This is a genomic window from Pseudomonas migulae NBRC 103157 (assembly GCF_002091715.1).
GTDB lineage: Bacteria > Pseudomonadota > Gammaproteobacteria > Pseudomonadales > Pseudomonadaceae > Aquipseudomonas > Aquipseudomonas migulae_A.
Window position 1 is genome coordinate 237845 of the sequence record NZ_BDAG01000001.1, and the last position, 23397, is coordinate 261241.

General features: G+C 58.2%; 25 protein-coding genes. 14 read left to right on the forward strand and 11 right to left on the reverse strand.

Annotated elements, in window-relative coordinates:
* Window positions 1-13: 13 nt before the first annotated feature.
* The 6 genes from PMI01S_RS32295 to PMI01S_RS01185 all read left to right on the forward strand — a co-directional run bounded on the left by PMI01S_RS32295 (window position 14) and on the right by PMI01S_RS01185 (window position 2663).
* Window positions 14-193: a co-regulatory protein PtrA N-terminal domain-containing protein gene (locus tag PMI01S_RS32295; protein WP_371850909.1), complete on the forward strand. Its 180-nt coding sequence runs from the start codon at window positions 14-16 to the stop codon at window positions 191-193.
* A 98-nt stretch (window positions 194-291) separates the two neighbouring features.
* Complete coding sequence (locus tag PMI01S_RS31600; protein ID WP_159439548.1) at window positions 292-648, forward strand: hypothetical protein; 357 nt, start codon at window positions 292-294, stop codon at window positions 646-648.
* 120 nt (window positions 649-768) lie between these two features.
* Complete coding sequence (locus PMI01S_RS01170; RefSeq protein WP_235864457.1) at window positions 769-1212, forward strand: DUF411 domain-containing protein; 444 nt, start codon at window positions 769-771, stop codon at window positions 1210-1212.
* A 67-nt stretch (window positions 1213-1279) separates the two neighbouring features.
* The gene (locus PMI01S_RS01175; protein WP_084317644.1) at window positions 1280-1570 is read left to right on the forward strand and encodes a hypothetical protein; all 291 of its coding nucleotides are present in this window, start codon (window positions 1280-1282) and stop codon (window positions 1568-1570) included.
* On the forward strand, window positions 1563-1838 hold the full coding sequence (locus tag PMI01S_RS01180) for a hypothetical protein (protein WP_084317645.1): 276 nt from the start codon (window positions 1563-1565) through the stop codon (window positions 1836-1838). Before PMI01S_RS01175 ends, PMI01S_RS01180 begins: the two co-directional genes overlap by 8 nt.
* Window positions 1839-2000: 162 nt before the next feature.
* Window positions 2001-2663, forward strand: coding sequence for a methyltransferase family protein (locus tag PMI01S_RS01185; RefSeq protein WP_084317646.1), 663 nt, complete (start codon window positions 2001-2003; stop codon window positions 2661-2663).
* A 261-nt stretch (window positions 2664-2924) separates the two neighbouring features.
* Here the strand turns inward: PMI01S_RS01185 and PMI01S_RS01190 are convergent, their stop codons facing one another.
* The 8 genes from PMI01S_RS01190 to PMI01S_RS01225 all read right to left on the reverse strand — a co-directional run bounded on the left by PMI01S_RS01190 (window position 2925) and on the right by PMI01S_RS01225 (window position 10760).
* On the reverse strand, window positions 2925-3287 hold the full coding sequence (locus PMI01S_RS01190) for a copper-binding protein (protein WP_084317647.1): 363 nt from the start codon (window positions 3285-3287) through the stop codon (window positions 2925-2927).
* The gene (locus tag PMI01S_RS01195) at window positions 3284-6442 is read right to left on the reverse strand and encodes an efflux RND transporter permease subunit (RefSeq protein WP_084317648.1); all 3159 of its coding nucleotides are present in this window, start codon (window positions 6440-6442) and stop codon (window positions 3284-3286) included. Before PMI01S_RS01195 ends, PMI01S_RS01190 begins: the two co-directional genes overlap by 4 nt.
* Window positions 6439-7923 (reverse strand): efflux RND transporter periplasmic adaptor subunit, encoded by a 1485-nt coding sequence (locus PMI01S_RS01200; RefSeq protein ID WP_084317649.1) that lies wholly within the window; start codon window positions 7921-7923, stop codon window positions 6439-6441. Before PMI01S_RS01200 ends, PMI01S_RS01195 begins: the two co-directional genes overlap by 4 nt.
* Window positions 7920-9176 (reverse strand): TolC family protein, encoded by a 1257-nt coding sequence (locus tag PMI01S_RS01205; protein WP_084317650.1) that lies wholly within the window; start codon window positions 9174-9176, stop codon window positions 7920-7922. Before PMI01S_RS01205 ends, PMI01S_RS01200 begins: the two co-directional genes overlap by 4 nt.
* Before the next feature lie 98 nt (window positions 9177-9274).
* Window positions 9275-9616 carry a hypothetical protein gene (locus PMI01S_RS01210; protein WP_084317651.1) on the reverse strand — a complete coding sequence of 114 codons (342 nt, stop codon included), beginning with the start codon at window positions 9614-9616 and terminating at the stop codon, window positions 9275-9277.
* A gap of 160 nt (window positions 9617-9776) precedes the next feature.
* A complete protein-coding gene (locus tag PMI01S_RS01215; protein WP_084317652.1) occupies window positions 9777-10019 on the reverse strand; it encodes a DUF2933 domain-containing protein in 243 nt (80 codons plus the stop codon).
* A complete protein-coding gene (locus PMI01S_RS01220) occupies window positions 10016-10426 on the reverse strand; it encodes a MerR family DNA-binding protein (RefSeq protein WP_235864456.1) in 411 nt (136 codons plus the stop codon). Before PMI01S_RS01220 ends, PMI01S_RS01215 begins: the two co-directional genes overlap by 4 nt.
* A 100-nt stretch (window positions 10427-10526) precedes the next feature.
* Entirely contained in the window at window positions 10527-10760 is a 234-nt protein-coding gene (locus tag PMI01S_RS01225; RefSeq protein WP_174602643.1) for a hypothetical protein, read from the reverse strand.
* A 325-nt stretch (window positions 10761-11085) separates the two neighbouring features.
* Between PMI01S_RS01225 and PMI01S_RS31905 the strand changes: the two genes are divergently transcribed.
* Both PMI01S_RS31905 and PMI01S_RS01230 read left to right on the forward strand, forming a co-directional pair.
* Window positions 11086-11256, forward strand: coding sequence for a hypothetical protein (locus PMI01S_RS31905; RefSeq protein WP_235864455.1), 171 nt, complete (start codon window positions 11086-11088; stop codon window positions 11254-11256).
* A 267-nt stretch (window positions 11257-11523) separates the two neighbouring features.
* Entirely contained in the window at window positions 11524-12162 is a 639-nt protein-coding gene (locus PMI01S_RS01230) for an antitoxin Xre/MbcA/ParS toxin-binding domain-containing protein (protein WP_084317653.1), read from the forward strand.
* Between the two features lie 381 nt (window positions 12163-12543).
* Here the strand turns inward: PMI01S_RS01230 and ppk2 are convergent, their stop codons facing one another.
* The gene (gene ppk2, locus PMI01S_RS01235) at window positions 12544-13365 is read right to left on the reverse strand and encodes a polyphosphate kinase 2 (RefSeq protein WP_084317654.1); all 822 of its coding nucleotides are present in this window, start codon (window positions 13363-13365) and stop codon (window positions 12544-12546) included.
* Window positions 13366-13472: 107 nt separating this feature from the next.
* Between ppk2 and PMI01S_RS01240 the strand changes: the two genes are divergently transcribed.
* From PMI01S_RS01240 to PMI01S_RS01260, 5 genes are all read left to right on the forward strand, one after another.
* Window positions 13473-14375, forward strand: a complete 903-nt coding sequence (locus PMI01S_RS01240; protein WP_084317655.1) for a LysR family transcriptional regulator — start codon at window positions 13473-13475, stop codon at window positions 14373-14375.
* A gap of 127 nt (window positions 14376-14502) precedes the next feature.
* Window positions 14503-15129 (forward strand): glutathione S-transferase family protein, encoded by a 627-nt coding sequence (locus PMI01S_RS01245; RefSeq protein WP_084317656.1) that lies wholly within the window; start codon window positions 14503-14505, stop codon window positions 15127-15129.
* Window positions 15130-15191: 62 nt separating this feature from the next.
* A complete protein-coding gene (locus PMI01S_RS01250) occupies window positions 15192-17222 on the forward strand; it encodes a pyridoxamine 5'-phosphate oxidase family protein (RefSeq protein WP_084317657.1) in 2031 nt (676 codons plus the stop codon).
* A 42-nt stretch (window positions 17223-17264) separates the two neighbouring features.
* The gene (locus PMI01S_RS01255; protein ID WP_084317658.1) at window positions 17265-18461 is read left to right on the forward strand and encodes a DUF3142 domain-containing protein; all 1197 of its coding nucleotides are present in this window, start codon (window positions 17265-17267) and stop codon (window positions 18459-18461) included.
* Entirely contained in the window at window positions 18448-20571 is a 2124-nt protein-coding gene (locus tag PMI01S_RS01260; RefSeq protein ID WP_084317659.1) for a hypothetical protein, read from the forward strand. Before PMI01S_RS01255 ends, PMI01S_RS01260 begins: the two co-directional genes overlap by 14 nt.
* Here the strand turns inward: PMI01S_RS01260 and PMI01S_RS01265 are convergent, their stop codons facing one another.
* Complete coding sequence (locus PMI01S_RS01265) at window positions 20572-21201, reverse strand: LysE family translocator (RefSeq protein WP_084317660.1); 630 nt, start codon at window positions 21199-21201, stop codon at window positions 20572-20574.
* Window positions 21202-21347: 146 nt separating this feature from the next.
* Here PMI01S_RS01265 and PMI01S_RS01270 point away from each other — a divergent pair, with 146 nt between their 5' ends.
* The gene (locus PMI01S_RS01270) at window positions 21348-21821 is read left to right on the forward strand and encodes an Lrp/AsnC family transcriptional regulator (RefSeq protein ID WP_038980472.1); all 474 of its coding nucleotides are present in this window, start codon (window positions 21348-21350) and stop codon (window positions 21819-21821) included.
* A 124-nt stretch (window positions 21822-21945) separates the two neighbouring features.
* Here the strand turns inward: PMI01S_RS01270 and lpdA are convergent, their stop codons facing one another.
* Window positions 21946-23346, reverse strand: coding sequence for a dihydrolipoyl dehydrogenase (gene lpdA, locus PMI01S_RS01275; protein ID WP_084317661.1), 1401 nt, complete (start codon window positions 23344-23346; stop codon window positions 21946-21948).
* Window positions 23347-23397: the final 51 nt, after the last annotated feature.

The following is a 23397-nucleotide window of genomic DNA, read 5'->3' on the forward strand; positions in this document are numbered from 1 at the left end:
CGCTCTGAAACTCATAAAAACTGCGATTGTGATCGGTTCTGTCCTTCTGTCGTCCATGGTGTGGGCTGAAGGCGGTGGAGACCGCGTTCTTGCACGTTTTGCCGCTCATCAGAATCAGGGCAAAAGCATGGTGCAGCAAGCTGTGAAAACGCAGCTAGCGCCTAATATAAAGGGGGTGATGGTTCATAAATAGGCTTAAATCAGGCATGAACCGCTGTGTGGTATTGGAGCGCTTCTGAGCTGGCCTCAGGTCAGGCGTACTCTTAAAAACTGAGGGAGCTATACATTGTGATGGCTCAAAATCTGGATAAAACCTTGATCAAGCTGCTCATGGTGCTGCTGTTTGTCGTAGCGGCAGCACATGGTCAAGCGTTGATGTTTAAATCCGAGCCGTCAACTGTTCCTCTTAACTGCCCGGCAGCGCAGACTATGCTTGCTGAATCCAGCAGAGTGAATATCTGCCCTGACATGTCGAACCAAGTCACTTGCTCGATAAGTTGTTCCATTCCCTCAACGGGAGCAGTCACGTTTTTTGTTTCAATCTGGCACGCCTTAAAGTCATCTCCATACGACTGCTATACAACTTCACTCGGTCGCATGCCCGTTGCTCCAGATCCTTTTCCTCCTAAACATTCCAGCCTCTCCTAACCACGCCGAGTGCTAGCTCGTTTGTTCTTCAGCAACACCACCAAAAGAACATTAGGTCCGTCGCTCGGGGCTACAGCTAATGTTTTTTATCGTCAACGGAAAAAGGATTAGGTGGTTACCGTGAATAAATCATCCACTTTTTTGGGTGGGATGTTACTCGCACTCACTGCCCTTGCGATGCCTATCGTTAACGCTGCTGAAGAAGCCATTCTCTATAAAAACCCAAGTTGTACGTGCTGCGATAAATATGCGGACTACTTGCGTGAAGGCGGGTTCAAGGTGTCGATTGTCGCGGATTCTGCACAGCTTCAGCAGATCAACAAGGCCGCTGGTCTTCCCTACTCTTTGGCAGGCTGCCATGCCGTTGCCATTGATGGTTACGTTATTAGCGGCCACGTCCCGCTAACAGCCGTCAATAAATTACTGGCAGAGCACCCTGCAATTCGCGGTATCACCTTGGCCGGGATGCCACCTGGATCGCCAGGCATGGACGGCACCCAGCAGAAGCCGTTCGAAATTTACGCCTTTGACGGAGATAAAAGCTGGCTCTACATGACCCAGTAGAAACGTCAGAGCGTTAGTTTTGTGGCTGAGGTATGTAAATAAATACTGAAAATTTAGAGGATTAACCATGACCAAGAATATAGCGCCATACGCAAGAGGTATGTTGCAACGTCACCCACTGCGTGCAGGGCTTGCCGTTGCAGTTGTTTTCACCTTGCTTTTTAACCTCCACAGTCTGTTTGCAGCAGCCACTCTGCCTGTTCTATTTTCTATTTTGCCCTGCCTGTTAATGATCGGGCTCTGCATGAAAAGCATGGGCGGTAAAACTGCATGCGAGCAGAAGGCTTCGGATCAGCCATTGCTTACCCAGAGCCTGTCGAAAACCCAGGTCGTTGATCAGGAGAATTATCATGCGTAACTCTTTTGCCTACACAGCCGTACTCGCCGCGATCCTAACTCTTGGAGTTATTTCCACGAGCTTTGCTGAACAGCCTCAAAGTACTACTAAGGACAGCTCTGACATGATGAAAGGAAAGGATTTGCCGATGATGGAGGGCGGTAAAATGCCGATGATGGACATGATGCAGGAGATGTCGGCAATGATGAAGAACTGCAATACGATGATGGAAAGCATGAATAAGCACATGAGCAGTGAGCCTGCCCAAGGCAGCACTAAAGTGCAATAACAGCTTCTTTAGTCGCAGGTCTTGAGCCCTCTTAGACAGAGAGAAACCAAGTCTGAGTAGTGGTATCGCACTCAAGCGGTATCGCTACTCAGATGCTCCGATGTTTCTTCCAAGTATCGGCGCTGAGTTCCGATCCGCTGTTGATCGAGATGGAGCCTAATCATGAATGACTTTTCCATGCACTATGGGCACTGGGGGTGGGTGCTGATCATGGTGCTCATTGCATCCTGGGTCCTCTACCGTTTTGTCGCTCCACGTAGTTGGCGCGACTGGATGGGCGCAGGTTTAGTGCAAGCGTTCATCATCGCGTTATACGCCGAAATGTACGGTTTCCCACTGACCATTTACCTGCTGACTGGTTTCCTGGGAATCGATCTCCCGCTGACCGGATTTTCGGGCCATCTCTGGGCAACAATGCTGGGCTACGGTGCTACCGGGGCCATGCTGGAAATGATGCTGGGCGGCGTGTTTATCGTGGTCGGCCTGGCTCTGTTAATCCGAGGCTGGGTTCAGGTTTACCGCACAAGTCTGGAGGGGAAGCTGGCGACACAAGGTGTCTACGGTCTGGTCCGCCACCCGCAATACACCGGGATCATGCTAGCGGTCTTTGGACAGGTGATTCACTGGCCGACGGTGATCACGTTATTGTTGTTTCCCCTGATCGTCTGGGCTTATGTCCGTCTAGCGAAGCGGGAGGAGTCGGCCTTGACCGAACGTTTTGGCGAGAAGTATCAGACCTATCGGCAGCGGGTGCCCATGTTGTTCCCACACTTGAGGAATTGGCGGGAGTTCATCCATTCACTGCTCTTTGCTGATCAGCAATAGCCTCATGTTCTCTGAGCCTGCGTGACGAACACGTCATCGCAAGCGGGTCACACAGAATACTGGTTTGACCGAAAAAAGGCGCCTAACTCAGGCGCCTGAAACCATCCTCCCAACCAAAGGAGTCAAACAAGAGGATGGTGGAGCAATCAACTCTTCATTACACAGCTTGGCTGCAAGCCTTTCGCTGATCTGTGCGCCTATCAATGGTGGATGGGCTGGTCCGGTCCCAGCTTGTGAATACCGAACCAAGCCATGCCATTGTTACTTCAGGGGCTTGATCGACACGATGGTGGCCGACATGCCCTCGGCACGAAACTCAAACGCTACTTGATCCCCAGCCTTCAGGCCTGCCAGTTGTTTGGTTGTTGCGTTGAATGCCATGGTCATGGCGGGCCACTGCACAGCCGGAACGGCGCCATGGGCGATAGTCACTGTATGTTTCGTGGTGTCGACAGCCTTGATCGTACCCTCGGCTTTGGCCACTGGAGCCTGCTCGGTCTCCTGCGCCATCTGCATGCCCTTCATGGGCATAGCGTCCATTTTCATACCCGGCATGTCTTCTGCCTGAGCAGTAAGAGACAGTGCGACAACGGTGCTTGCAACGGCGATCAGGGTCAGTTTCATACGACTTTTCCTTGAGTGGTGGTGGGTACAACGGGAAGGTGCCGGCGGCGCATCAAGCGGTAGGCCGCCGGAATGACGAACAGAGACAGTAAGGGCGCGGTGACCATGCCGCCGACCATGGGTGCGGCGATGCGACTCATCACTTCGCTACCGGTGCCACTGCCCAAAAGGATGGGTAACAGACCCGCAATGATGACGGCCACGGTCATGGCCTTGGGTCGGACCCGTTGCACCGCACCTTCGCGAATAGCGGCGATCAGCCCGCGCTCAGTGCTGTCACCGGCGTCTTCACGTTCGGCCCAGGCATTCTTCAGGTAGAGCAGCATGATTACGCCAAACTCGGCAGACACCCCCGCCAGCGCGATAAAGCCGACACCGGTGGCCACCGACAGGTTGAATCCCAACAGATACAGAAACCATGCTCCACCCGTCAGTGCGAACGGCAGAGTGGCCATGATCAACAAGGCCTCGTCGAAGCGGGCGAACGTCAGGTAGAGCAGGACGAAAATGATCAGCAGCGTGGCTGGCACCACCAGCTTGAGCCGTGCATTGGCTCGCTCGAGAAATTCGAACTGCCCCGAGTAGCTCAGGCTCATGCCTGGCTGTAACTTCACCTGCTCACTGACGACACGGCGCAGGTCGGCGACCACCGAGGCAATATCCCGGCCACGCACGTCGATATACACCCAGCCAGAAGGCCGGGCGTTCTCGCTCTTGAGCATTGGCGGGCCGTCGCTGACCTTGACCTTCGCCACAGTGCCGAGGGTAATCTGGCTCCCCAAAGGGGTGTAGATCGGCAGCTGCTCCAGGGCGCCGAGCGAGTCACGCCACTCACGCGGATAACGCACGTTGATCGGGAAGCGAGCGAGCCCTTCAATGGTCTCTCCGACGTTTTCACCACCGATAGCGCCGGCCACGATCGACTGCACATCGGCGATATTCAGCCCGTAGCGGGCCGCGGCCTTGCGATCGATATCCACATCGATGTAACGGCCGCCAGTCAGGCGCTCGGCCAGGGCCGAACTGACACCGGGCACATCCTTGGCCACGCGCTCGACCGCCTGAGTAGCCGTATCGATCTCCGTCAGATTGGGGCCGGCAATTTTTACCCCTATCGGGCTCTTGATCCCGGTGGCCAGCATGTCGATGCGGTTGCGGATCGGTGGTATCCAGATATTGGTCAGCCCAGGCACGCGGACCACTCGATCCAGTTCCTCCACCAGTTTTTCCTGAGTCATTCCGGGGCGCCACTGCTCACGCGGCTTGAATTGAATGGTAGTCTCGAACATCTCCAGCGGTGCCGGGTCGGTGGCGGTTTCGGCGCGGCCCGCCTTACCGAAGACGTGTTCGACTTCGGGCACCGTCTTGATCAGGCGATCGGTCTGTTGCAGCAGCTGCGCCGCTTTCTGCGCCGACAACCCCGGCAGAGCCGAAGGCATATAGAGCAGATCGCCCTCGTCCAGCGCAGGGAGGAACTCGCCACCCAGGCGAGAGATCGGCCATAGTGCGCTGAGAAAGACCAACAGTGCGACCAGCATGGTGACTTTGGGCCGGCGCAGCACCGCGTCCAGGGCCGGCTGATAGAGCCTGATCAACCAGCGGTTCAGCGGGTTTTGTTCCTCTTTGGGGATCCGTCCACGAATCCAGTAGCCCATCAGCACCGGCACCAGAGTTACCGACAGTCCGGCCGCCGCCGCCATGGCGTAGGTCTTGGTGAAGGCAAGGGGGCCAAACAGGCGGCCCTCTTGCGCTTCCAGGGTGAACACTGGAATGAACGACAGGGTGATGATCAACAGGCAGAAGAACAGCGCCGGCCCCACCTCGGCCGCCGCTTCGGTCATCACATGCCAGTGATGTTCGCCCTTCAGCTCTTCCCCCGGGTGGGCCGCGTGCCAGGCCTCGACCTTCTTATGGGCGTTCTCGATCATCACCACGGCGGCATCGACCATGGCGCCGATGGCGATGGCAATCCCACCCAAGGACATGATGTTGGCGTTGATGCCCTGGTAGCGCATGACGATGAAGGCTATCAACACTCCCACCGGCAGCGAGATAATGGCCACCAGGGATGAGCGCAGGTGCCAGAGAAATATCCCGCACACTAAAGCGACGACGATGAACTCTTCGATCAGTTTGTGACTGAGGTTTTCCACGGCGCGGTCGATCAGCTTGCTGCGGTCGTAGGTGGTGACGATTTCTACCCCGGCCGGCAGACTGCTTTTCAAGTCGTCGAGTTTGGCCTTGACCGCCGCGATGGTTTCGCGAGCGTTCTTGCCGCTGCGCAGAATCACCACGCCGCCGACGGTTTCACCCTCACCGTCGAGTTCGGTAATGCCGCGACGCATCTCCGGCCCCAACTGGATCGTGGCCACATCGCCAAGGGTCACCGGCACACCACCCGCACCCAACTTGAGCGGGATCGCCCGAAAGTCATTGAGCGTCTTCAGGTAGCCGGAGGCACGCACGATGAACTCAGTCTCCGCCATCTCCAGCACCGCGCCCCCCGTTTCCTGGTTGGCCTTGCCGATAGCGTCGGTCACCTCAGCCTGAGTGATACCGAGGCTGGCCAGTTTGAGTGGGTCAAGCTGGACCTGGTACTGTTTGACCATGCCGCCCACGGTGGCCACTTCCGCAACGTTGGGCAGGGTCTTGAGTTCGAACTTGAGGAACCAGTCCTGAAGTGCGCGGAGCTGCGCTAAATCGTGTCCGCCACTGCGATCCACCAGGGCGTACTGATAGATCCAGCCCACTCCAGTTGCATCCGGTCCCAACGCCGGCTTGGCGCTGGCAGGCAACCGACTTTGTATCTGACTCAGGTATTCCAGCACCCGCGAGCGAGCCCAATACAAGTCGGTACCGTTTTCAAACAGCACGTAAACGAAGCTGTCGCCGAAAAAGGAATAACCGCGCACGGTTTTGGCTCCCGGCACCGAGAGCATGGTGGTGGCTAACGGATAGGTCACCTGGTTCTCAACGATCTGCGGCGCTTGTCCCGGATAAGGGGTGCGGATGATCACCTGAACATCGGAGAGGTCCGGCAGTGCATCGATGGGCGTGCTCTGAACCGACCACACTCCCCATGCCGTAACGAACAGCGTGGCCAGCAGCACCAGGAATCGGTTGGCCACTGACCAGCGAATCAGGGCAGCAATCATGGCTGACTCCCCGATTTTTCCAGGCGTTCAATGCGCAAACCATCGTCGGTTTGACTGACTGATGCACGAACCTTGTCGCCAGCCTTGAGTCCTTGCATCAGAGCAGGGTCAGCCAATGGGAAGGTCATGGTCATGCCCGGCATGCCCAGCGTCTTGAACGGACCATGGGCGAGGGTCACGTCTTTGCTATTGATCTCGACGATCTGCCCGTCCGCCTCATGCAGGGCGCGTGTCGCGGCAGCAGGTGGCGGCATTTCCATCGTTCTCGCGACGATGCCCTTGAGGCTGGCCTCGGAGTCGAGCAGGAACTGTCCAGAGGAGACCACTTGCTGGCCTTCCTCCAGACCTTTCAACACCACTGTTTTGCCTTCGTTTTCCTGCCCGGGTTGCACCTCTACCGGTCGGTAGCGGCCCGCGTCTTCGGCGAGCATCACCAGGACGCGTCGGCCGGTGCGAATGAGCGCCTCGCTCGGCACCCACAACATGCTTTGCTCAGTCGAACGATTCAGGCGCACCTGCGCCGTCAAACCGGGTCTGAGGCGCCCGTCAGGGTTGGGCAGTTCGACCCGCACGCGAACGGTGCGGCTGTCCACATTCGTTTCCGGCAGAATGGCGCTGACCGTGCCATTGAGCACGGTCCCCGGGAAGGCTGGCAAACGTGCTTCTACCGTTTGACCGACGACGATCGATCCAGTCTCCGACTCTGGAACGGCTACGGCCAGCCAGACGCTACTCAAACCATTGACTCGGGCCAGAGTCTCACCGGCTGCCACGGTCATACCCGCACGCACGTTCAATTCTTGCAGCACGCCGCCAATGGGGCTGGTGAGGGTCAGGTTCGGCTGGACCTTAGCGCTGCGTTCTACTTGGGTAATCAGCGCCGCCGTCATCCCCGTGAGGCGCAGCCGTTGGCGTGCTGCCGCCAACAAGTCAGCATCACCGTTACGCTTCAGTGCAAGGAATTCTTCCTGAGCAGCAGCCCATTCCGGTACCAGGATATCGGCCAATGGCGCATTGGCTTTGAGCACATCGCCTGGAGCATGGGCATACACCTGCTCCACAAAACCCGCGGTACGCGCCTGGATCACGGCGACATCCCGCTCGTTGAACGCCAGCACGCCGACCACGTCCAGGCTGGAGGCCAGGACTCCACGGGTGACGGTGGCCAGACGCAAACCGAGATTCTGGGTCAGGCTTGGGTCGATACTCATGGCCGCATTGTCCGCCGCGGAATCAGCGTATCGGGGCACCAACTCCATATCCATGAAGGGTGATTTGCCCGGCTTATCGAATTTCTGTTGCGGCTGCATCGGGTCGTACCAATACAGTACTTTGCGTTCGTCTTGCGTTTTGGGACTCTGTTCGGCGAGTGCACCAGGTATTGCGATCATGCGCTGCTGAGCGAACCAGTAACCACCGCCAAGACCTACGGCCACCGAGAAGCCCGCCAGCAAAGCCCCTTTCCAGATTCGAGTGCTCATTGGCTGGTTTCTCCGTAAGTGAAATACAGACGGGCACTGGTCAGTGCCCGCTGTTCTTCGAAGTCAATTTGTTTGAGGCGGGCCTCGATGAGTTCACGTCGAGCGCTGATCACGGCGTTCAGGTCACCTTTACCGGCGCGGTAGCTGGCCATGCTCAGCCCGACCTTTTCCTTGGCCAGCGGCAACAGGCTGTCCTGGCTGCGGCGCACGGCACGGTTCAGGCGTTCGTATTCGGCCAGATCCGCCTCCAGTTGCTCGGTATGCTCACGTGCCAGGGCTTCGCGCTCGGCCTCCAACTGATTCAGTTCGGCGTGCTTGGCGGCGATCTTCGGATTTTGTCGGGAGCCGGGGAACAGTGGCAGGTCGAAGGTGAATTGCACGCTGACCATGTCGCCAAATTCCCGTCCGCGGCGCTGGTAATCAAGCTCCCAGCTCCAGTCGGACTGTTTTTCCGCTTCCGCTTCACTTATCTTGGCCTGCGCTTCGCGGGTCATCGGCGCGAACGCCGCCAGCGCGGGATGATGTTGCAGCTTATGGGAGTAACCCGAAGTATCGATGGGCCACTCCGGCAAACTGCCGGTTGGTTGGTCGTTGGCCGCGGGACCAATCCAGCGTTTGAGAGCGGCTCGGGCTTGTGCCCGCAGACGGACCAGGTCGTCCTGTTGTTCCGCCAACTGCGCCGCCTCCTGTTTCGGTGTGACAGCATCGGCAGGCTGAGCACGGCCGCCAGCGATCTGCGCCCGCACGGTATCGGTCAACAGACGATTTTCTTTATAAAAGTCCTGGAACAGCGCCTCTTTACGCTCGACGGAATAGCTGCTGATCCAGGCCAATGCGGTGGCCTGACGGACATTCAGTCTCTCCACACGGCCTTCAGCCGCAGCTCGATCGACGGCCGCTTCGGCGACCTCAATGCGTGCTTTGCGTTTGTCTCGGCTGGGCACTTCTTGCATGACCCCAACCATCTGCATGGTCATGAAGTCCTGCTCGAGTCTCCAGCGGTCGGGGCCGCCGATGGGAAAGTTTTGTACGCCCAGCAGTAGCTTTGGATCGGGTAGTTCGCCGGCTGGAATGGCAGCACTGCTGGCGGCTTGCAGTTTGGCGGCTTGGGCGGTTAGTGACGGGGCGTTGTTTTCGGCCAGCCGTAAGGCTTCATCGAGTGTCAGCGGAGCGGCGACGCTCGGCAATGCCAACACGCTTGCCGCCAAGGCGGCCACGACGGGCCAGCCTGTGCAATAGCGTAGGGAGTTCATGCTCACGATTCCTGTGATGTTCCACTGCGCGCCTCTTAGACATGCACGCAGAAATACCATCCCGCGAAGGCAGGATGAAACTCAGTGTGGTACAGGAATCAGGCGCGGGGCGGACGCCATACCCCGGATGGGGTTTGAATGGGCGGGAAGTCGCTGAAAAGGGATAGCACCAGCGGACTGGACAAGCGAGTGACAGGCTTGATGATCGATACTTGCAGCATACTGCCAGTCTTGCATTCCTGACCAGGTTTGCAGGGCTTCCCGTGATCGGAGGGGCTTTTCATGTCATGGCAGCAGTCCGGTCCCATGTCATCCATCATCGCCATACCCGCCATTTTCATCGGGCAAGGCTCTGTCGGTGCCTGAATGCCCGCCATCCCGCTGAGGGGAAGCGCCAAGCTAATCAGGAAAATGAGGCAACACCGCAGGTAGCGTTTCATGCGGGGGAGTCTAGTTGCTGGTAGCGGACTGTACAATTACGAATCTGTCAGGACGAGCCCGTCGGATAGAATCTGAAGGTCAATAAGAACCTCCTCGTATAGAGACAAGGACTCGCTGAACAGCCAGGCCCAACTCGCTGAGCATGGAAATAGTTACAGCTCACGGCCTATCGTTCGGGTCACGGTTGATTGGTTTTATCTCCTGTGTGTCATTGGTAGTTGGCGGATCCTTGTGCATGTTGCGCATACAAAACACCATCGACAGCGGGCACAGCAGCACCAGAAAGATCAGCGCATTCGCCGCGATCCAGGCTTGAAAAGCGGGAAACAAGACATAGGTAGCCGCCAGGATAATGGCCGCACCGATGCCCAGCTGAACTATTGAGGGTTTATTACGAGTCATGATGCTCTCCTCTCGGGCAAGTCATGGGGGCGTTCATCCAGAACCAGCCCAGGTGGTTGCTCAGCGTCATCGCAATGCTCGGCCACATACGACAGGGCCTCGCGCATGACCTGAAGCGTGGTAATACGCGCATTCAGCGCATCGATGTTGCTCAGCGCAATAGCCTGAACCTCGTCGTCAGAGCGATTGCGCTCCCGCCATAACGTCAATAAGGCACGAACCCGCTCGATCGATAATCCCAGATCTCGTGCATGGTGGATGAAGCGTAAAACGTGTACATCGCACTCGCAGTAGACGCGATAGCCACACCGCGTGCGCTGTGACGGCGGGATCAGATTGATGCGCTCGTAGTGGCGGATCATCCGGGCGGACAAACCGCTGACACTTGCCGCCTCACCAATGTTCATAAGATCCTCCTGTTCGCTGAACCACCGAATCAGCCCTATTCTCGTTGTGCCGGCTGCCAACAGTTCCGTAACAAGGTGTAAGTAACCACTGAGACCGCCCTTACCGCACCAGGACTGCCGGACCCAACACGCCCATTGCTGCTCGCGGAATACCGATCAGGTTGTAGACGAAGGCCCAGAGCGGACTCTTCAGAATCTGGCCATAAGTGCAACGGGACAGCATCAAGGCATCCGCCACCAGAGCCGGGTCGCCGCGCATACCCGCTACGCTGAGCCCCCATTGCTGGATAGGATTGGACGTGGCGGTAGCGGTATGGGGGAATAAGCTGACCATCACCAACCTCCTGAAGAGCCTCTCTCCCGTAAGGTTGGACCTTACTATTGGGGCAAGGTCAAGCAGCAACGCGATTGCTGGACGAGTCCTCGAAAAAAGGATTGAGGCTGGTCTGTTGACTTGGTAACTATCTCAATGCTGGTAACGCATAAAAGTTTTTAATTCAATGACTTACAGAATAAATACGCTGGTGTCCGCCTTGTCCTGGTATGTCTCCTATACTGACTCGCGCCGACCGGTTCAACGCAGACACTCGTACACCGTCGGAACAGCCGTCAGCGGGTTCTAACGGCTTCCTTACGACTCAACAGTAAGGAGAACGAAAATGGCAATCCGCATTGGCGACGAAGCACCGGACTTCACCGCCGAAAGCACCGAAGGCCCGCTCCACCTCTATGAGTACTACTGCGGTTTTGAGACGCCAGCAGTCGAGGTTCGGACTAGGTTGGATGATGATTCCAGCCAATGGAAAGTCACCAACTCGCGTTATGACTGATTTCCTTCCCTTCGGCGAGTATTTTTCTGACTAGACCGATGGCTGTCGCAGACCCATTTCCGTCCGATGTAGCACTCGAAAGTGAAAACGGCGGAAGTGCAGTCGAGCTTTTCGCGGCATCTTTGCCGATGCTCCGGAGGGCGCAGCCGCTCGTCGCAGTAACCAGCAAGAATTGCCTCTATGCACGGTTATCCAATGACGAGATCAGCTCTGCGCGCGAGCATAATGACGTGTCTTCTCTAATGACAAAATGAGAGCCGGACGATCATGAGTGAAAGCGAGCGTTGGATAGTCAAATGCCAGAATACTGAGGACGGTAGCGGCGATGTCATCGTTGATTTACCTCCAGAATTACTTGTCAAAATGGGGGTCGGTGTTGGGGACGATCTGACGATTACGGTAGCGAATGGCACAATAGTGCTGAAGCCTACGCATGGCACAACATCAGTGCAGCCCGTGTTTGCTGGAGTCCTGCGTGATGATGCTTATCATGCCTACCGCACCCGGCTGGAGGCGTCTCTAAATATCCCCTCAAACGCCTCTGATCAGGACATTCACGACATGATCGTAACTGGCTTCTCGGCCAGCATGTTCATGTCGCTTTGCGACGATGGAACCATAAGTCCGGAAGATCGCGACAGAATCATTCCACTCAAAACGCTCAAAACAAAATTGGTCAGCAATCAGCTCTTAACGGTAGATGAGAGCGATCGACTATTTCGCTTTGCACACATTACCGCCATGGCCGAGGTGATCTTTGGGGACGCAGGGAAGGCCAAACAATGGCTTTCCAAACCCAAATCCCGTTTTTCGGGCAAAAGTCCAACTGCGATGCTTACTACAACCCACGGCACACATCGGGTCGAAGAAATGCTGATTCAGGTAGCAGAGGGCATGTCATTTTGATCCAACCGCCGCTAAGTAGAACCATCACAAGCAGGTACGCGACCGCAACGGGCATTGTTGTCAAAATACTCATTCAGCTGGCGAGCTCCGTTAAGCCGTTTACCCCTGAATTCACTGAGCCGTTGTTGTCAAAATATTTTGTTCGGCAGCATTCTCGACTTTAAAAAGGCTCCTGCGGGTAGTGTCAAACTATGTTGTTATTGACTCATCCCGTCATTCGAATATCGCCATGGGTTGTGTCAAGTTATGTTGTCATCTGGGGAGTGCTGCAGGCCCTGTAAATGACTGATTTTATTGATGTTCGTGTGTCAAACTATGTTGTTGGGCACCAAGGGGCGAGGTCGCTGTCATGGACAGGACCTTGCCCCTTTTACATTCAGCTCAGAATTTTTCCGCGATCAACCGCAGTGGATAATTCGGTTCTTTATAACTGCCCGGTTTCTGCCGTTTGGGCAACTTCACGGCTTCCCTCGGAACTTCCTTGTAAGGAATGCGACTGAGCAGGTCGGTGATGATGTTCAGGCGAGCCCGTCGCTTGTCATTCGAGTTGGCCACTAACCACGGGGCATGTTCGGTGTCGGTCATCTTGAACATGTCGTCACGTGCGCGCGAATAGTCATACCAGCGGCTGTAGGACTTGAGATCCATGCCGGTGAGCTTCCAGATTTTGCGTCCGTCCTTGATGCGAGCCTGAAGCCGTCGTGTCTGCTCCTCCGGACTCACTTCCAGCCAGTACTTGATCAGAATGACACCTGAATCGACGATCGCGCGCTCGACTAGAGGGATGGCCTTCAGGAAGCTATCCACTTGTTCCTGGGTGCAGAACCCCATCACCCGCTCCACGCCCGCACGGTTGTACCAACTGCGATCGAAGATCACCACTTCGCCAGCCGCCGGCAGATGCGGCAGGTAGCGCTGCACATACATCTGACTTTTCTCGCGTTCTGTCGGCGCACTGAGTGCAATCACCCGGAAGACCCGCGGGCTCACCCGCTCGGTCAACGCCTTGATGGTCCCGCCCTTGCCAGCACCGTCGCGTCCTTCAAAAACGACGCACACCTTGATGCCCTTGTGTCGCACCCATTCCTGCAACTTGACGGTTTCGACGTGCAGTTCGCGCAGCGCTTTCAGGTAGTCTTTGTTGCTCATTTTCGGACTGTCAGCCATTTGTGGCTTTCGTGCCCGCTTCTTGTCCTTCGCCATGACCAAGACCTCTCTGTCTCCCGGTCATGTCAGACTAGGTCGTTTTCGACGTCGCGCTCAAATTTGAGCCTGACGATTGCTATTTTTTTGAATGGAGGACATGCCCGGTGGACCGATTTCAGGAAATGCAGGTCTTCGCCGCCGTTGCCCAGGAACAAGGCTTTTCGGCGGCGGCGCGGCGTTTGGGCATGTCGGCGGCCAGTGTCACCCGTGCAGTGGCGGCGCTGGAAAAACGCATCGGCACGCTGTTGCTGACCCGCACCACGCGCAGCGTGTACCTGAGCGAGGCAGGCCAGCGGTATCTCGAAGATTGCAGGAGGATTCTCGCCGAGGTGCAGGAAGCGGAGGATTCGGCAGCGGGCAGCCACGCCGAGCCCCGCGGGCAACTAACTGTTACGGCGCCAGTATTGTTTGGCGAAATGTTCGTCACCCCAGTGATGGTGGATTACCTGACGCAGTTCCCTGAAGTCTGCATCAATGCGGTGCTGGTTGACCGAGTGATGAGCATGGTAGAGGAGGGGATTGATGTTGCCGTGCGCATTGGTGAGTTACCCGACAGCAATCAGCACGCCATTCGTATCGGAGAAGTACGGCGGGTGATCTGTGGTTCTCCGCGGTTTCTGGCGGCAAACGGCAGGCCTGTACATCCGCAAGACCTGGCGCACGCACCGATCGTTGCAACGTCGGCTATCGGCCAGCAGAGAAGCTGGCCATTTCTGGTTGCAGGCGAGTCATTCAGTGTTCGGCCGGAGCCACGCCTGGTGGTGACGGCGAATCAAGCGGCCGTCAACGCTGCGTGCCTGGGGTTAGGGTTCACCCGTGTCCTGTCTTATCAAGTCTCGAGCAAATTAGCATCGGGCGAGCTGGAAATTGTGCTGGAGGACTTTGAATTGCCGCCATTGCCCATTCATGTGGTGTATCAGGGCGGACGCAATGCCCCGGCGCGGATTCGAAGTTTTGTCGACTACGCGGCGAAAGCGCTGAGGGAACACCCGGCCTTGAACGGCTGAGTGTTTATTGCTCAGGCTGAAATAATTGATTGCGTTTGCTGACTATTCTGTCGTTTTGATTGTGGGTGGAAGATGACTTCCATCGCGCTGATCTCCCGAACGGCGCTACCACCCAGTGGAGTCGACCATGCAAGCGATCAAACTTTATAACTTCCCGCGTTCCGGCCATGCGCACCGTGTGGAACTGATGTTGTCCCTGCTGCAACTGCCGACCGAGCTTATCCTGGTCGATCTGGCCAAAGGTGCGCACAAACAGCCGGAGTACCTGGCAATCAACCCGTTCGGACAGGTTCCTGCCATCGACGACCAAGGCGTGGTGCTGGCTGATTCCAATGCGATTCTGGTTTACCTGGCGCAAAAATATGGCAACGGTCGCTGGCTGCCAGCCGACCCGGTTGGCGCGGCGAAGGTTCAACGATGGTTGTCTGTGGCTGCCGGCCCGATTGCCTTTGGTCCGGCCAGGGCAAGACTGATCACTGTATTTGGTGCGGCTTATAACGCTGAAGAGGTGATTGCTTACTCTCACATCTGGCTCAAACAGATCGATCAGGAGCTGGCTGCTTCGCCTTATCTGGTTGGCACCGAACCGACCATCGCCGACGTCGCGGCCTACAGCTACATCGCCCATGCGCCCGAAGGCAATGTGTCGCTCGAAGACTACGCCAACGTACGAGCCTGGCTGACGCGTATCGAAGCCTTGCCTGGTTTTGTCGGTATGCCGCGCACCGTCGTCGGCCTGCAAAAAACTGCCTGATGCTGCGGCCCGACATCGTCGGGCCGTCCACACTGCGCCTGTCGCGCAGAGGAGAAGCCGTTATGGACCGTTCACCTTGGCACGTTGGCGAGAAACAGTTGCAGGCACACGTCGGTGTTGCCGAGCGAATGGAGACGTTGGGTCGTAGGGTGGTTCGCACCGAGATGCCGGACCAGCACCGCACGTTCTATGAGCAACTGCCGTTCATGCTGTACGGCGCAGTGGACGCCGACGGCAACCCTTGGGCCAGCATTCTTGAAGGGCCACCGGGTTTCGCTCACTCGCCCGAGCCGGATGCGTTGCTGTTCAACAGCCTGCCGGGGGCGGATGATCCTGCGCAGTTGGTCGATGGCGCGGCGATCGGTCTGTTGGGGATAGAACTGCATACCCGGCGGCGCAACCGCCTCAATGGTCGCGTCGGTGCCGTAACGGCAAAGGGGTTTGCTGTAACGGTCGAACAGTCCTTCGGCAACTGCCCGCAATACATTCAATTGCGGCAGTTTCGCTCGGTGCCGCTGGCGGATCCGGCGACGCGCATTGCTCAACACCTGAAAGGCCTGGATGACGCGGCCAAAGCCGTGATCACCGCCGCCGACACCTTCTTCGTCGCGAGTTATGTGGATATTGATGGCCAGCGCTCAGTGGACGTTTCACACCGTGGCGGCCAGTCCGGTTTCGTACGGGTGGAAGGCAATCGCCTGACCATCCCGGACTTCGCCGGCAACCTGTTCTTCAATACCTTGGGCAACTTGCTGGTAAATCCCCGGGCGGGCTTGCTGTTTATCGATTTCAACTCGGGCGACCTGCTACACCTCAGCGGTCGCGCCGATGTCATCCTTGAAGGCCCGCAGGTCGAAGCTTTCCAGGGCGCAGAGCGTCTCTGGACATTCGAGGTGGAGCAGGTGGTGCGTCGGCCAGCAGCGTTGGCTTTGCGTTGGCGCTTCGACGGCGTATCACCCAACAGTTTGATGACCGGAACGTGGGAGCAGGTCGAGGCCCGTCTGCAAGCCCAGGCGCTGGGTGATCGTTGGCGGCCGCTGCGAGTGGTGCGGATCGAAGCGGAAAGCCACAACATCCGCTCGATCTATCTGGAACCTGCCGATGGCGCGGGGTTGCCGGTGTTTCAGGCGGGGCAGCATTTGCCACTGCGATTCAACATTGGCGGTGAGGTGCATATCCGCACTTACAGCCTGTCGAGCGCGCCGTCCGACGACTTTTTCCGCATCAGCGTGAAACGTGAAGGGCTGGTGTCTTCGCACCTGCATGAGCAGGTGCGAGTCGGTGATCTGCTGGAAGCCCGCGCGCCGCAGGGGCACTTCACGGTGGCAACCCATGAACGTCGGCCGTTGGTGTTGCTGGCTGCCGGTGTAGGTATTACACCGTTGCTGTCGATGGTGCGGGAGGTGGTGTATCAAGGCCTGCGCACCCGGCACATTCGGCCTACATGGTTTTTCCAGAGTTCACGCACGCTGGCCGATCAACCGTTTCGTCCCGAGCTGGATCGCTTGCTCGAGAGTGCAGGTGAGGCGGTGCGGGTGCTGCGTCTGCTCAGTCAGCCGGAGGCCGATGCTCACGAGGGCGAAGACTTTGATATGACGGGACGGATCGACACGGCTTTACTCCAGTCCATGCTCGAAGTGGAGGACTACGATCAGCTGGACTTTGTCCTCTGCGGCCCGGGCAGTTTTACCCAAGGGCTGTACGACAGCCTTCGAGGACTGGACATCCGTGACAGCAGGATTCACGCCGAGACCTTCGGCCCGTCGACCTTGCGTCGCCAGCCAGACCCCGACGCGGTGGTCATCGAGCAACCGCCCGCCGCAACCACCTCGGTGCCGGTGGTGTTCCAGCGCTCGGCCAAAGAAGCTCGCTGGCAACCCGATGGCGGCAGTTTGCTGGAGTTGGCGGAAAGCCGTGGCTTGCGTCCGGAATTCAGTTGCCGCGGCGGTTCCTGCGGGACCTGCAAGACTCGCCTGGTCAGCGGCCAAGTGAATTATCCACAGCCGCCAGCGGAGGTTCCGGACGAAGGAAGCGTCCTGATTTGTTGTGCGATTCCGGCACAAGGCTCGCAGCCTTTGGTGCTCGACCTGTAGCATCTGACGGACGCTGCCTTCAGCAGCGACAAAGGATGCTTTATGGTTTTTCTCGCTCGCCTGTCGGGCTTTCTAGTGATGGTGGCGCTGCTTGCCGGTTGTGAACGACAGGACGCGCCGCCGCTTGATCAGCAACTCTACGTCTGGCAACGGCAATGGACGCCGGCCCACGAAGCTGCACTCAAAGACAGCCGCGCGGACTTTTCCACGCTACGAGTGCTGGCCTTGCAGGCTTTTCCCCGGGCGGGTTGGAACCGGGCGAGAATCGACGCGGCGTTGCTCAAACAGGATGGCCGGCCGCTGATCGCGGTGATTCGTCTCGATGGCCAGCTCAAGTCGCTGGACCAGGACGAAGTCGCCGCGCAGATCCAGCAGGTGCTTGGTGATTGGCAAGCGCAGGGGCTGATCCTCGCCGGTGTGGAAATCGACCACGATGCCGGCAGCGTCCGGCTACCGGCCTATCGGAAATTTCTCACGGCTTTGCGTGCGATTCTTCCCGCCTCCATGCCGCTCAGTATTACGGCATTACCCGCCTGGCTCGACAGCCCTGAACTGCCGGCGTTGTTATCCACAGTCGATAGCAGCGTGTTGCAGGTGCATGCGGTGAGCGATCCGCGCCGGGGCTTGTTTGACCCGGATCAGGCGCAAAAATGGGCGAAGGCCTGGAGCCGCATCACTTCGAAACCTTTTTATCTGGCGCTGCCGGCTTATGGCGTGGCGCTGTTGCCGCAGACCGGCGGTGCACCGCTGGTGGAGAGCGAAGTACCGGTTGAACGCGGCGGCGAGCGTCGGGAGTTGCTGGCCGATCCACAGCAACTTCGCACGCTGGCCACTGAATTACGCCACGATCCGCCGGCACATCTGGCCGGCCTGATCTGGTTTCGCTTGCCCCTGGCCAATGATCGCCGGGCCTGGAGCCTGACGACCTTGGGCGCCGTAGCCCGCGGTGACACACTCGACAGTCGCCTGACGCTGAAACTCTCGGCGCAGGATGGCCTCTATGACGTCAGCATCAGCAATCAAGGCAACCTCGACAGCGTCTGGCCCGAGCGTCTGACGCTCGCGGTGCGGGGCTGTGATGGCGCCGATGCCCTGGCCGGTTATGCGTTGCAACGGAACCCGGATCTGCTTACCTTCACCCGCCTGCGCGACGGACGAATACCGGCCGGCGGGCAGCGCGCCATCGGTTGGGCGCGTTGCACACACATTGATCAAGGAGGTTCGAATGTTCACCCGTAACTGGCCCCGCCATTTGCTCTGCCTGAGCCTCAGCTTGCCGCTGGGTTCGGCATTGGCCTGCGGGCCGGATTTCCCCATGCGCCTGCTCGACAACCGGGGGCAGTCGCTGGCGGAGCTGCCGGAAGGCAACTTCCAGTTCGAGATCAATCGTCTGGGGCATGCGATTGCGGGTCTGAAGAACGTCACCGAAGTCGTCTACAGCAGCATGGACGCGTCCGACTACGCCGGGCAGCGGGACAAGGCCGAGCAGGCCGGTTTGACCGTGGAGCAGCAAGCGCAGGTAACACAGTTGCGCAGTTTGACCGATGCTCATCAGGTTGAAGCACAGGGCGCTACTCTGCCGACGGAGCTCGTGCTCTATCTGGCGGGCGCCGTGGCGTTCAACGCGGGTGACCATGGATTGGCCGCCGAGTACTTCCAGAAAGTGCTGGCGCTCCCGGCGGATCAACGCGCGCTGCGCAGTACCTGGGCCGCGTATTCGCGGGGCCGCGCTTTGTTTGCCATGAGCGCTGAAGCGGGCGCAACGCCTGACCTGCTGGCGCAATCGCGCAAAGCCTTCGAGCAGACTCGGCAGCTGAGCATTGACGGTTTCAGCGACCCGCTGGAACTGGGCGTCGCCAGCCTCGGCGAAGAAGCGCGCGTGGCGCGTACGGCGGGCGATTGGAACCGTGCCATTGAGCTTTATGCCACGCAAAACCTCCACGCTTCAGCGGTGGGTTACACCTCGCTGAAACTGTTGGTGGCGGATCTGGCGGCGATGCCTGACGAGCAACTGGCTGTATTGCTGAAGGGGAAACCCGTGCAGCAACTGGTCACGGCGTCCCTGATCAGCCGATTGGGTTGGTCATTTGGTGATCAACCACCCACCGAACAAAAACTGATCAAGTTGCTGCAGGCCAGCACCCGCGGCAGTCTGGATAACGCCGATCGACTGGCAGCGATGAATTATCAACAGGGCGACTACGCCAGCGCCAAGGCTTTCCTCGAACACGCTGGCGACGGTGGCCTGGCGTGGTGGCTGCGGGCGAAACTGGCGATGCGCGAGGGCGATAAAACCGCCGCCGCCGCGGCGTACGCCAAAGCGGCCCAGGCCTTTCCCCAGAATGAATCCTGGGGTGAGCGGCGAACCCCGGACTGGGACTTCGAATCGCTTCAGCCCAAGTGCCGGGTCGAAGGCGAAAGTGCAATCCTGGCGTTGCAACGCGGGGATTATCTGCAGGCGTTCGATCAGCTTTATCGCAGCAACGATATTTACTGGTTTGACGCCGCAACCGTCGCCGAGCGTGTGCTGACCGTCGATGAGCTCAAGCAATACGTCGACACTCAGGTGCCGGCACCGCCGTCGCTGACTCAGCAGGATCGGGATAACTATGTGCCGTTGCCGGTGGCGGCGAAGTTGCGCAATTTGCTCGGGCGACGGTTGTTGCGTGAAGAGCGTTACGAAGCAGCGCCTGTGTATTTCGACAACGCCGAACTGCAAGCCAAGGCCAAGTGGTACGCAGAATTGCGCCACGACGCCGAATCGAAATGGTGGCCGACCAAACGGGCGTTCGCTTACTTCCACGCCGCCACACTGGCCCGTTTCGATGGAATGGAGCTGTTGGGCTACGAGATGTCACCGGATTACGCCACCTTCGGTGGCAACTACAGTCTTGAAAGCACCGAACTCAAGGTCGGCCCACTAGTGGCTGAAGAGGAGGTCAAGCGTCAGCAGGCCAGCGCGGCGCAACCCGATCAGCGTTACCACTATCGTTATGTCGCCAATGCATTGGCCAGTCGCGCCGCCGATCACTTGCCTCATACCAGTCAGGCCTTTGCGGCTGTGCTGTGTGCGGCGACAGGGTGGAACACTGATCAGGAGGAGAAAAGTGCCTTCTATCAACGCTACGTCAAAGAAGGTCCCTACGTGGATTGGGCACTTTTCTTCGGCGAGCGATGCCCTTATCCAGACTTCCAGAACGCAGACAAACGTTACGTCACCCAGGCGTTGAGTCCGATCCGGGCAACGCTACGCCCTTACAAAAAATGGCTGGAAATAGGCGGTGTCGTGCTGTTTACAGGCGTCGCCCTGTTGTTGATCAATCGTCACAAGCGTAAGGCGCGCCAGTAATCAGGCCTGTTGAACAAAGGTCAGTCGCACTGCGAAGCCAATCAGCAGGCTGCCAAACAACCATTGCTGGAAGCGCTGGGCCGAAGGACTGCGTTGCAGCCAGCGGCCAAGTGCGGCGCCCGCCAAAGCGTAGGCGCTGTCGAACAATAAACCGACACCGACCAGCACCACGCCCAGGGTCGCGAATTGTGCGAGCACCGGCCCTGCGTACGGATCGATGAACTGCGGCAACAGCACCGAGCAGAACAACAGTGCCTTGGGGTTAAGCAGGTTGGTCAGCAATCCGCGCCGGATCGCTTCGCGCCAACGTGGTTTTCCACAGGCTGCCTCTGCACCGTTCAGGTTCGGCAGCAGAGTAGTTCGCAAGCATTGAATGCCGATCCACAACAGGTACGCGGCTCCCGCCAGGCGCACCACATCGAAGGTCCAGGGCGCAGCCTTGAACAGTGCCGCCAGCCCCAATGCCGCCAGTAACACGTGACAGCCCCGTGCGATGCCCAAACCCACGGCCGTCGCCAGCGCCGCGCCTTTGCCTTGGCGTGCGCCAGTCTGCAGCAGCAGAATCATGTCCGGGCCCGGCAACAGGTAAACCACCGCCAGTGCCATGAAAAACAGCCAGAGTCCTGCCACGATGCACCCCCCATTCGTTGTCGATTCTGTAGGGGCAGTCTAGGGCTGAAGGGCAGGGCAGGTGGTTGCGTAGTTTGCTTCTAAATAATCTTTGGTTGGCATAATCTGCCATTGAATGACCACTGAACCATCAGGATCTGCCAAAGATGAAACTGGACGCCTACGACCGCAAGATTCTCGCAGCCCTGCAACGGGATGGCCGGTTGAGCAACGTGCAACTGGCGGACGAGATCGGTCTGTCTGCATCGCCTTGCTTGCGTCGGGTACGAATGCTTGAAGAAGCCGGGGTGATTCGCGGCTATCAGGCCAATCTGGATCGCGATGAAGTCGGGCTTGGGCTGACGGTGTTTGTCGGGGTCAAGGTTGAGCGCCACAACGATGAGCAGGCCGAGGCTTTTCGTCTGGCCGTGACGGCGTTACCCGAGGTGATTTCGGCGTTTCTGGTGTCAGGGGAATCGGATTTTTTGCTGCAGGTGGTGGTGCCGGATCTGCGTGCGTACGACCGCTTTCTCACCGGGCGATTGCTGAAATTGCCGGGCGTGAGTGACATCCGCAGCAACTTTGCGATTCACACGGTGAAAACGCCGGGGGCGTTGCCTTTGGAGCATTTGCCGCTTTAGACCGAGTTGCCCCCATCGCGAGCAAGCCCGCTCCCACATTAGATCGGTGGTGTTCACAGCAGATCTAATGTGGGAGCGGGCTTGCTCGCGAAGGCGGTCGACCGGCCCCGGCACATCACCAACCTTACATCTGCGTAGCCATCCCCTCCACATTCATCGCCGCCTGACGCAACGCCTCGGAACGCGTCGGATGAGGGTGACAAGTCAGCGCAATGTCTTCCGCGGAGGCGCTGAATTCCATGGCCACGCAATATTCGCCAATCATTTCGCTGACACTCGGGCCCACCAGGTGCACACCGAGAATTTCATCGGTGCGCTCGTCGGCCAGCACTTTGGCGAAGCCTTCAGTCTCGTGGTTGATCTTCGCCCGGCTGTTGGCGGTGAACGGGAATTTGCCGACCTTGTACGCGCGACCTTCAGCCTTGAGTTGCTCTTCGGTCTTGCCGACGCTGGCCAGCTCCGGTCGGGTGTAAATGACGTTGGGAATCAGGTCGTAATTGACCTCGCCGGCCTTGCCTACGATCTGCTCGACACAGGCCATGGCTTCATCTTCCGCCTTGTGTGCGAGCATCGGCCCGGACGTGACATCACCAATGACCCACACGCCTGGCACTTCGGTGCGATGGCCCTTATTAGCGAGCATGCCGCGTTTATCCGTAGTGAGTCCGACGTTCTCCAGGCCCAGGCCCTGGGTGTAGGGCCGGCGCCCGATGGCCACCAGCACGTAATCGGCTTCCAGCAACTCGGCGGTACCGCCGGCCGCCGGTTCAACGCTGAGTTGCACGCCATTTGCCGAGGTGGTGGCGCTGGTGACTTTCGAACTCAACTTGAAACTGATGCCTTGCTTGCTCAATGAACGTTGAAGGGTTTTGCCTGCTTCAGCGTCCACACCGGGGCAGATCCGGTCGAGAAATTCGACCACCGTCACCTGTGCGCCCAAGCGTCGCCACACCGAACCCAATTCCAGGCCAATGACCCCGGCGCCAATCACCACCAGATGCTTGGGCACTTCGGACAAGGAAAGCGCACCTGTGGAATCGAGGATGCGTTGGTTGTCGATCTCTACGCCGGGCAGGGGAGTGGGTTCCGAACCCGTGGCAATGATGATGTCCTTGGCGCTCAGCTCGGTTTTACCACCCTGGCTATCCGTTACCGTGACTTTGCCCGGGCCGTCGATATGCCCCCACCCCTTGATCCAGTCGACCTTGTTTTTGCGAAACAAGAACTCGATGCCCTTGGTCAGCCCGGTCACGCTTTCATCCTTCTGTTTCATCATTTGCGCAAGGTTGAGCGTGGGTTTGACCTCGATCCCCAGGTTGGCAAATTCCGCGCCCATGGCTGCATCGTACAGTTCGGAAGCATGCAACAGCGCCTTGGACGGCATGCATCCGACGTTCAGGCAGGTGCCGCCCAGGGTGGCGCGGCCTTCGACGCAAGCGGCTTTGAGGCCCAACTGGCCGGCGCGGATTGCTGCGTTGTAACCACCGGGGCCTCCGCCCAGAATCACGACGTCATAGCTGCTCATGTATTTGCTCCTGGATTGAATGGGAATCGGGCTGGATAAACGTAGCTCGCA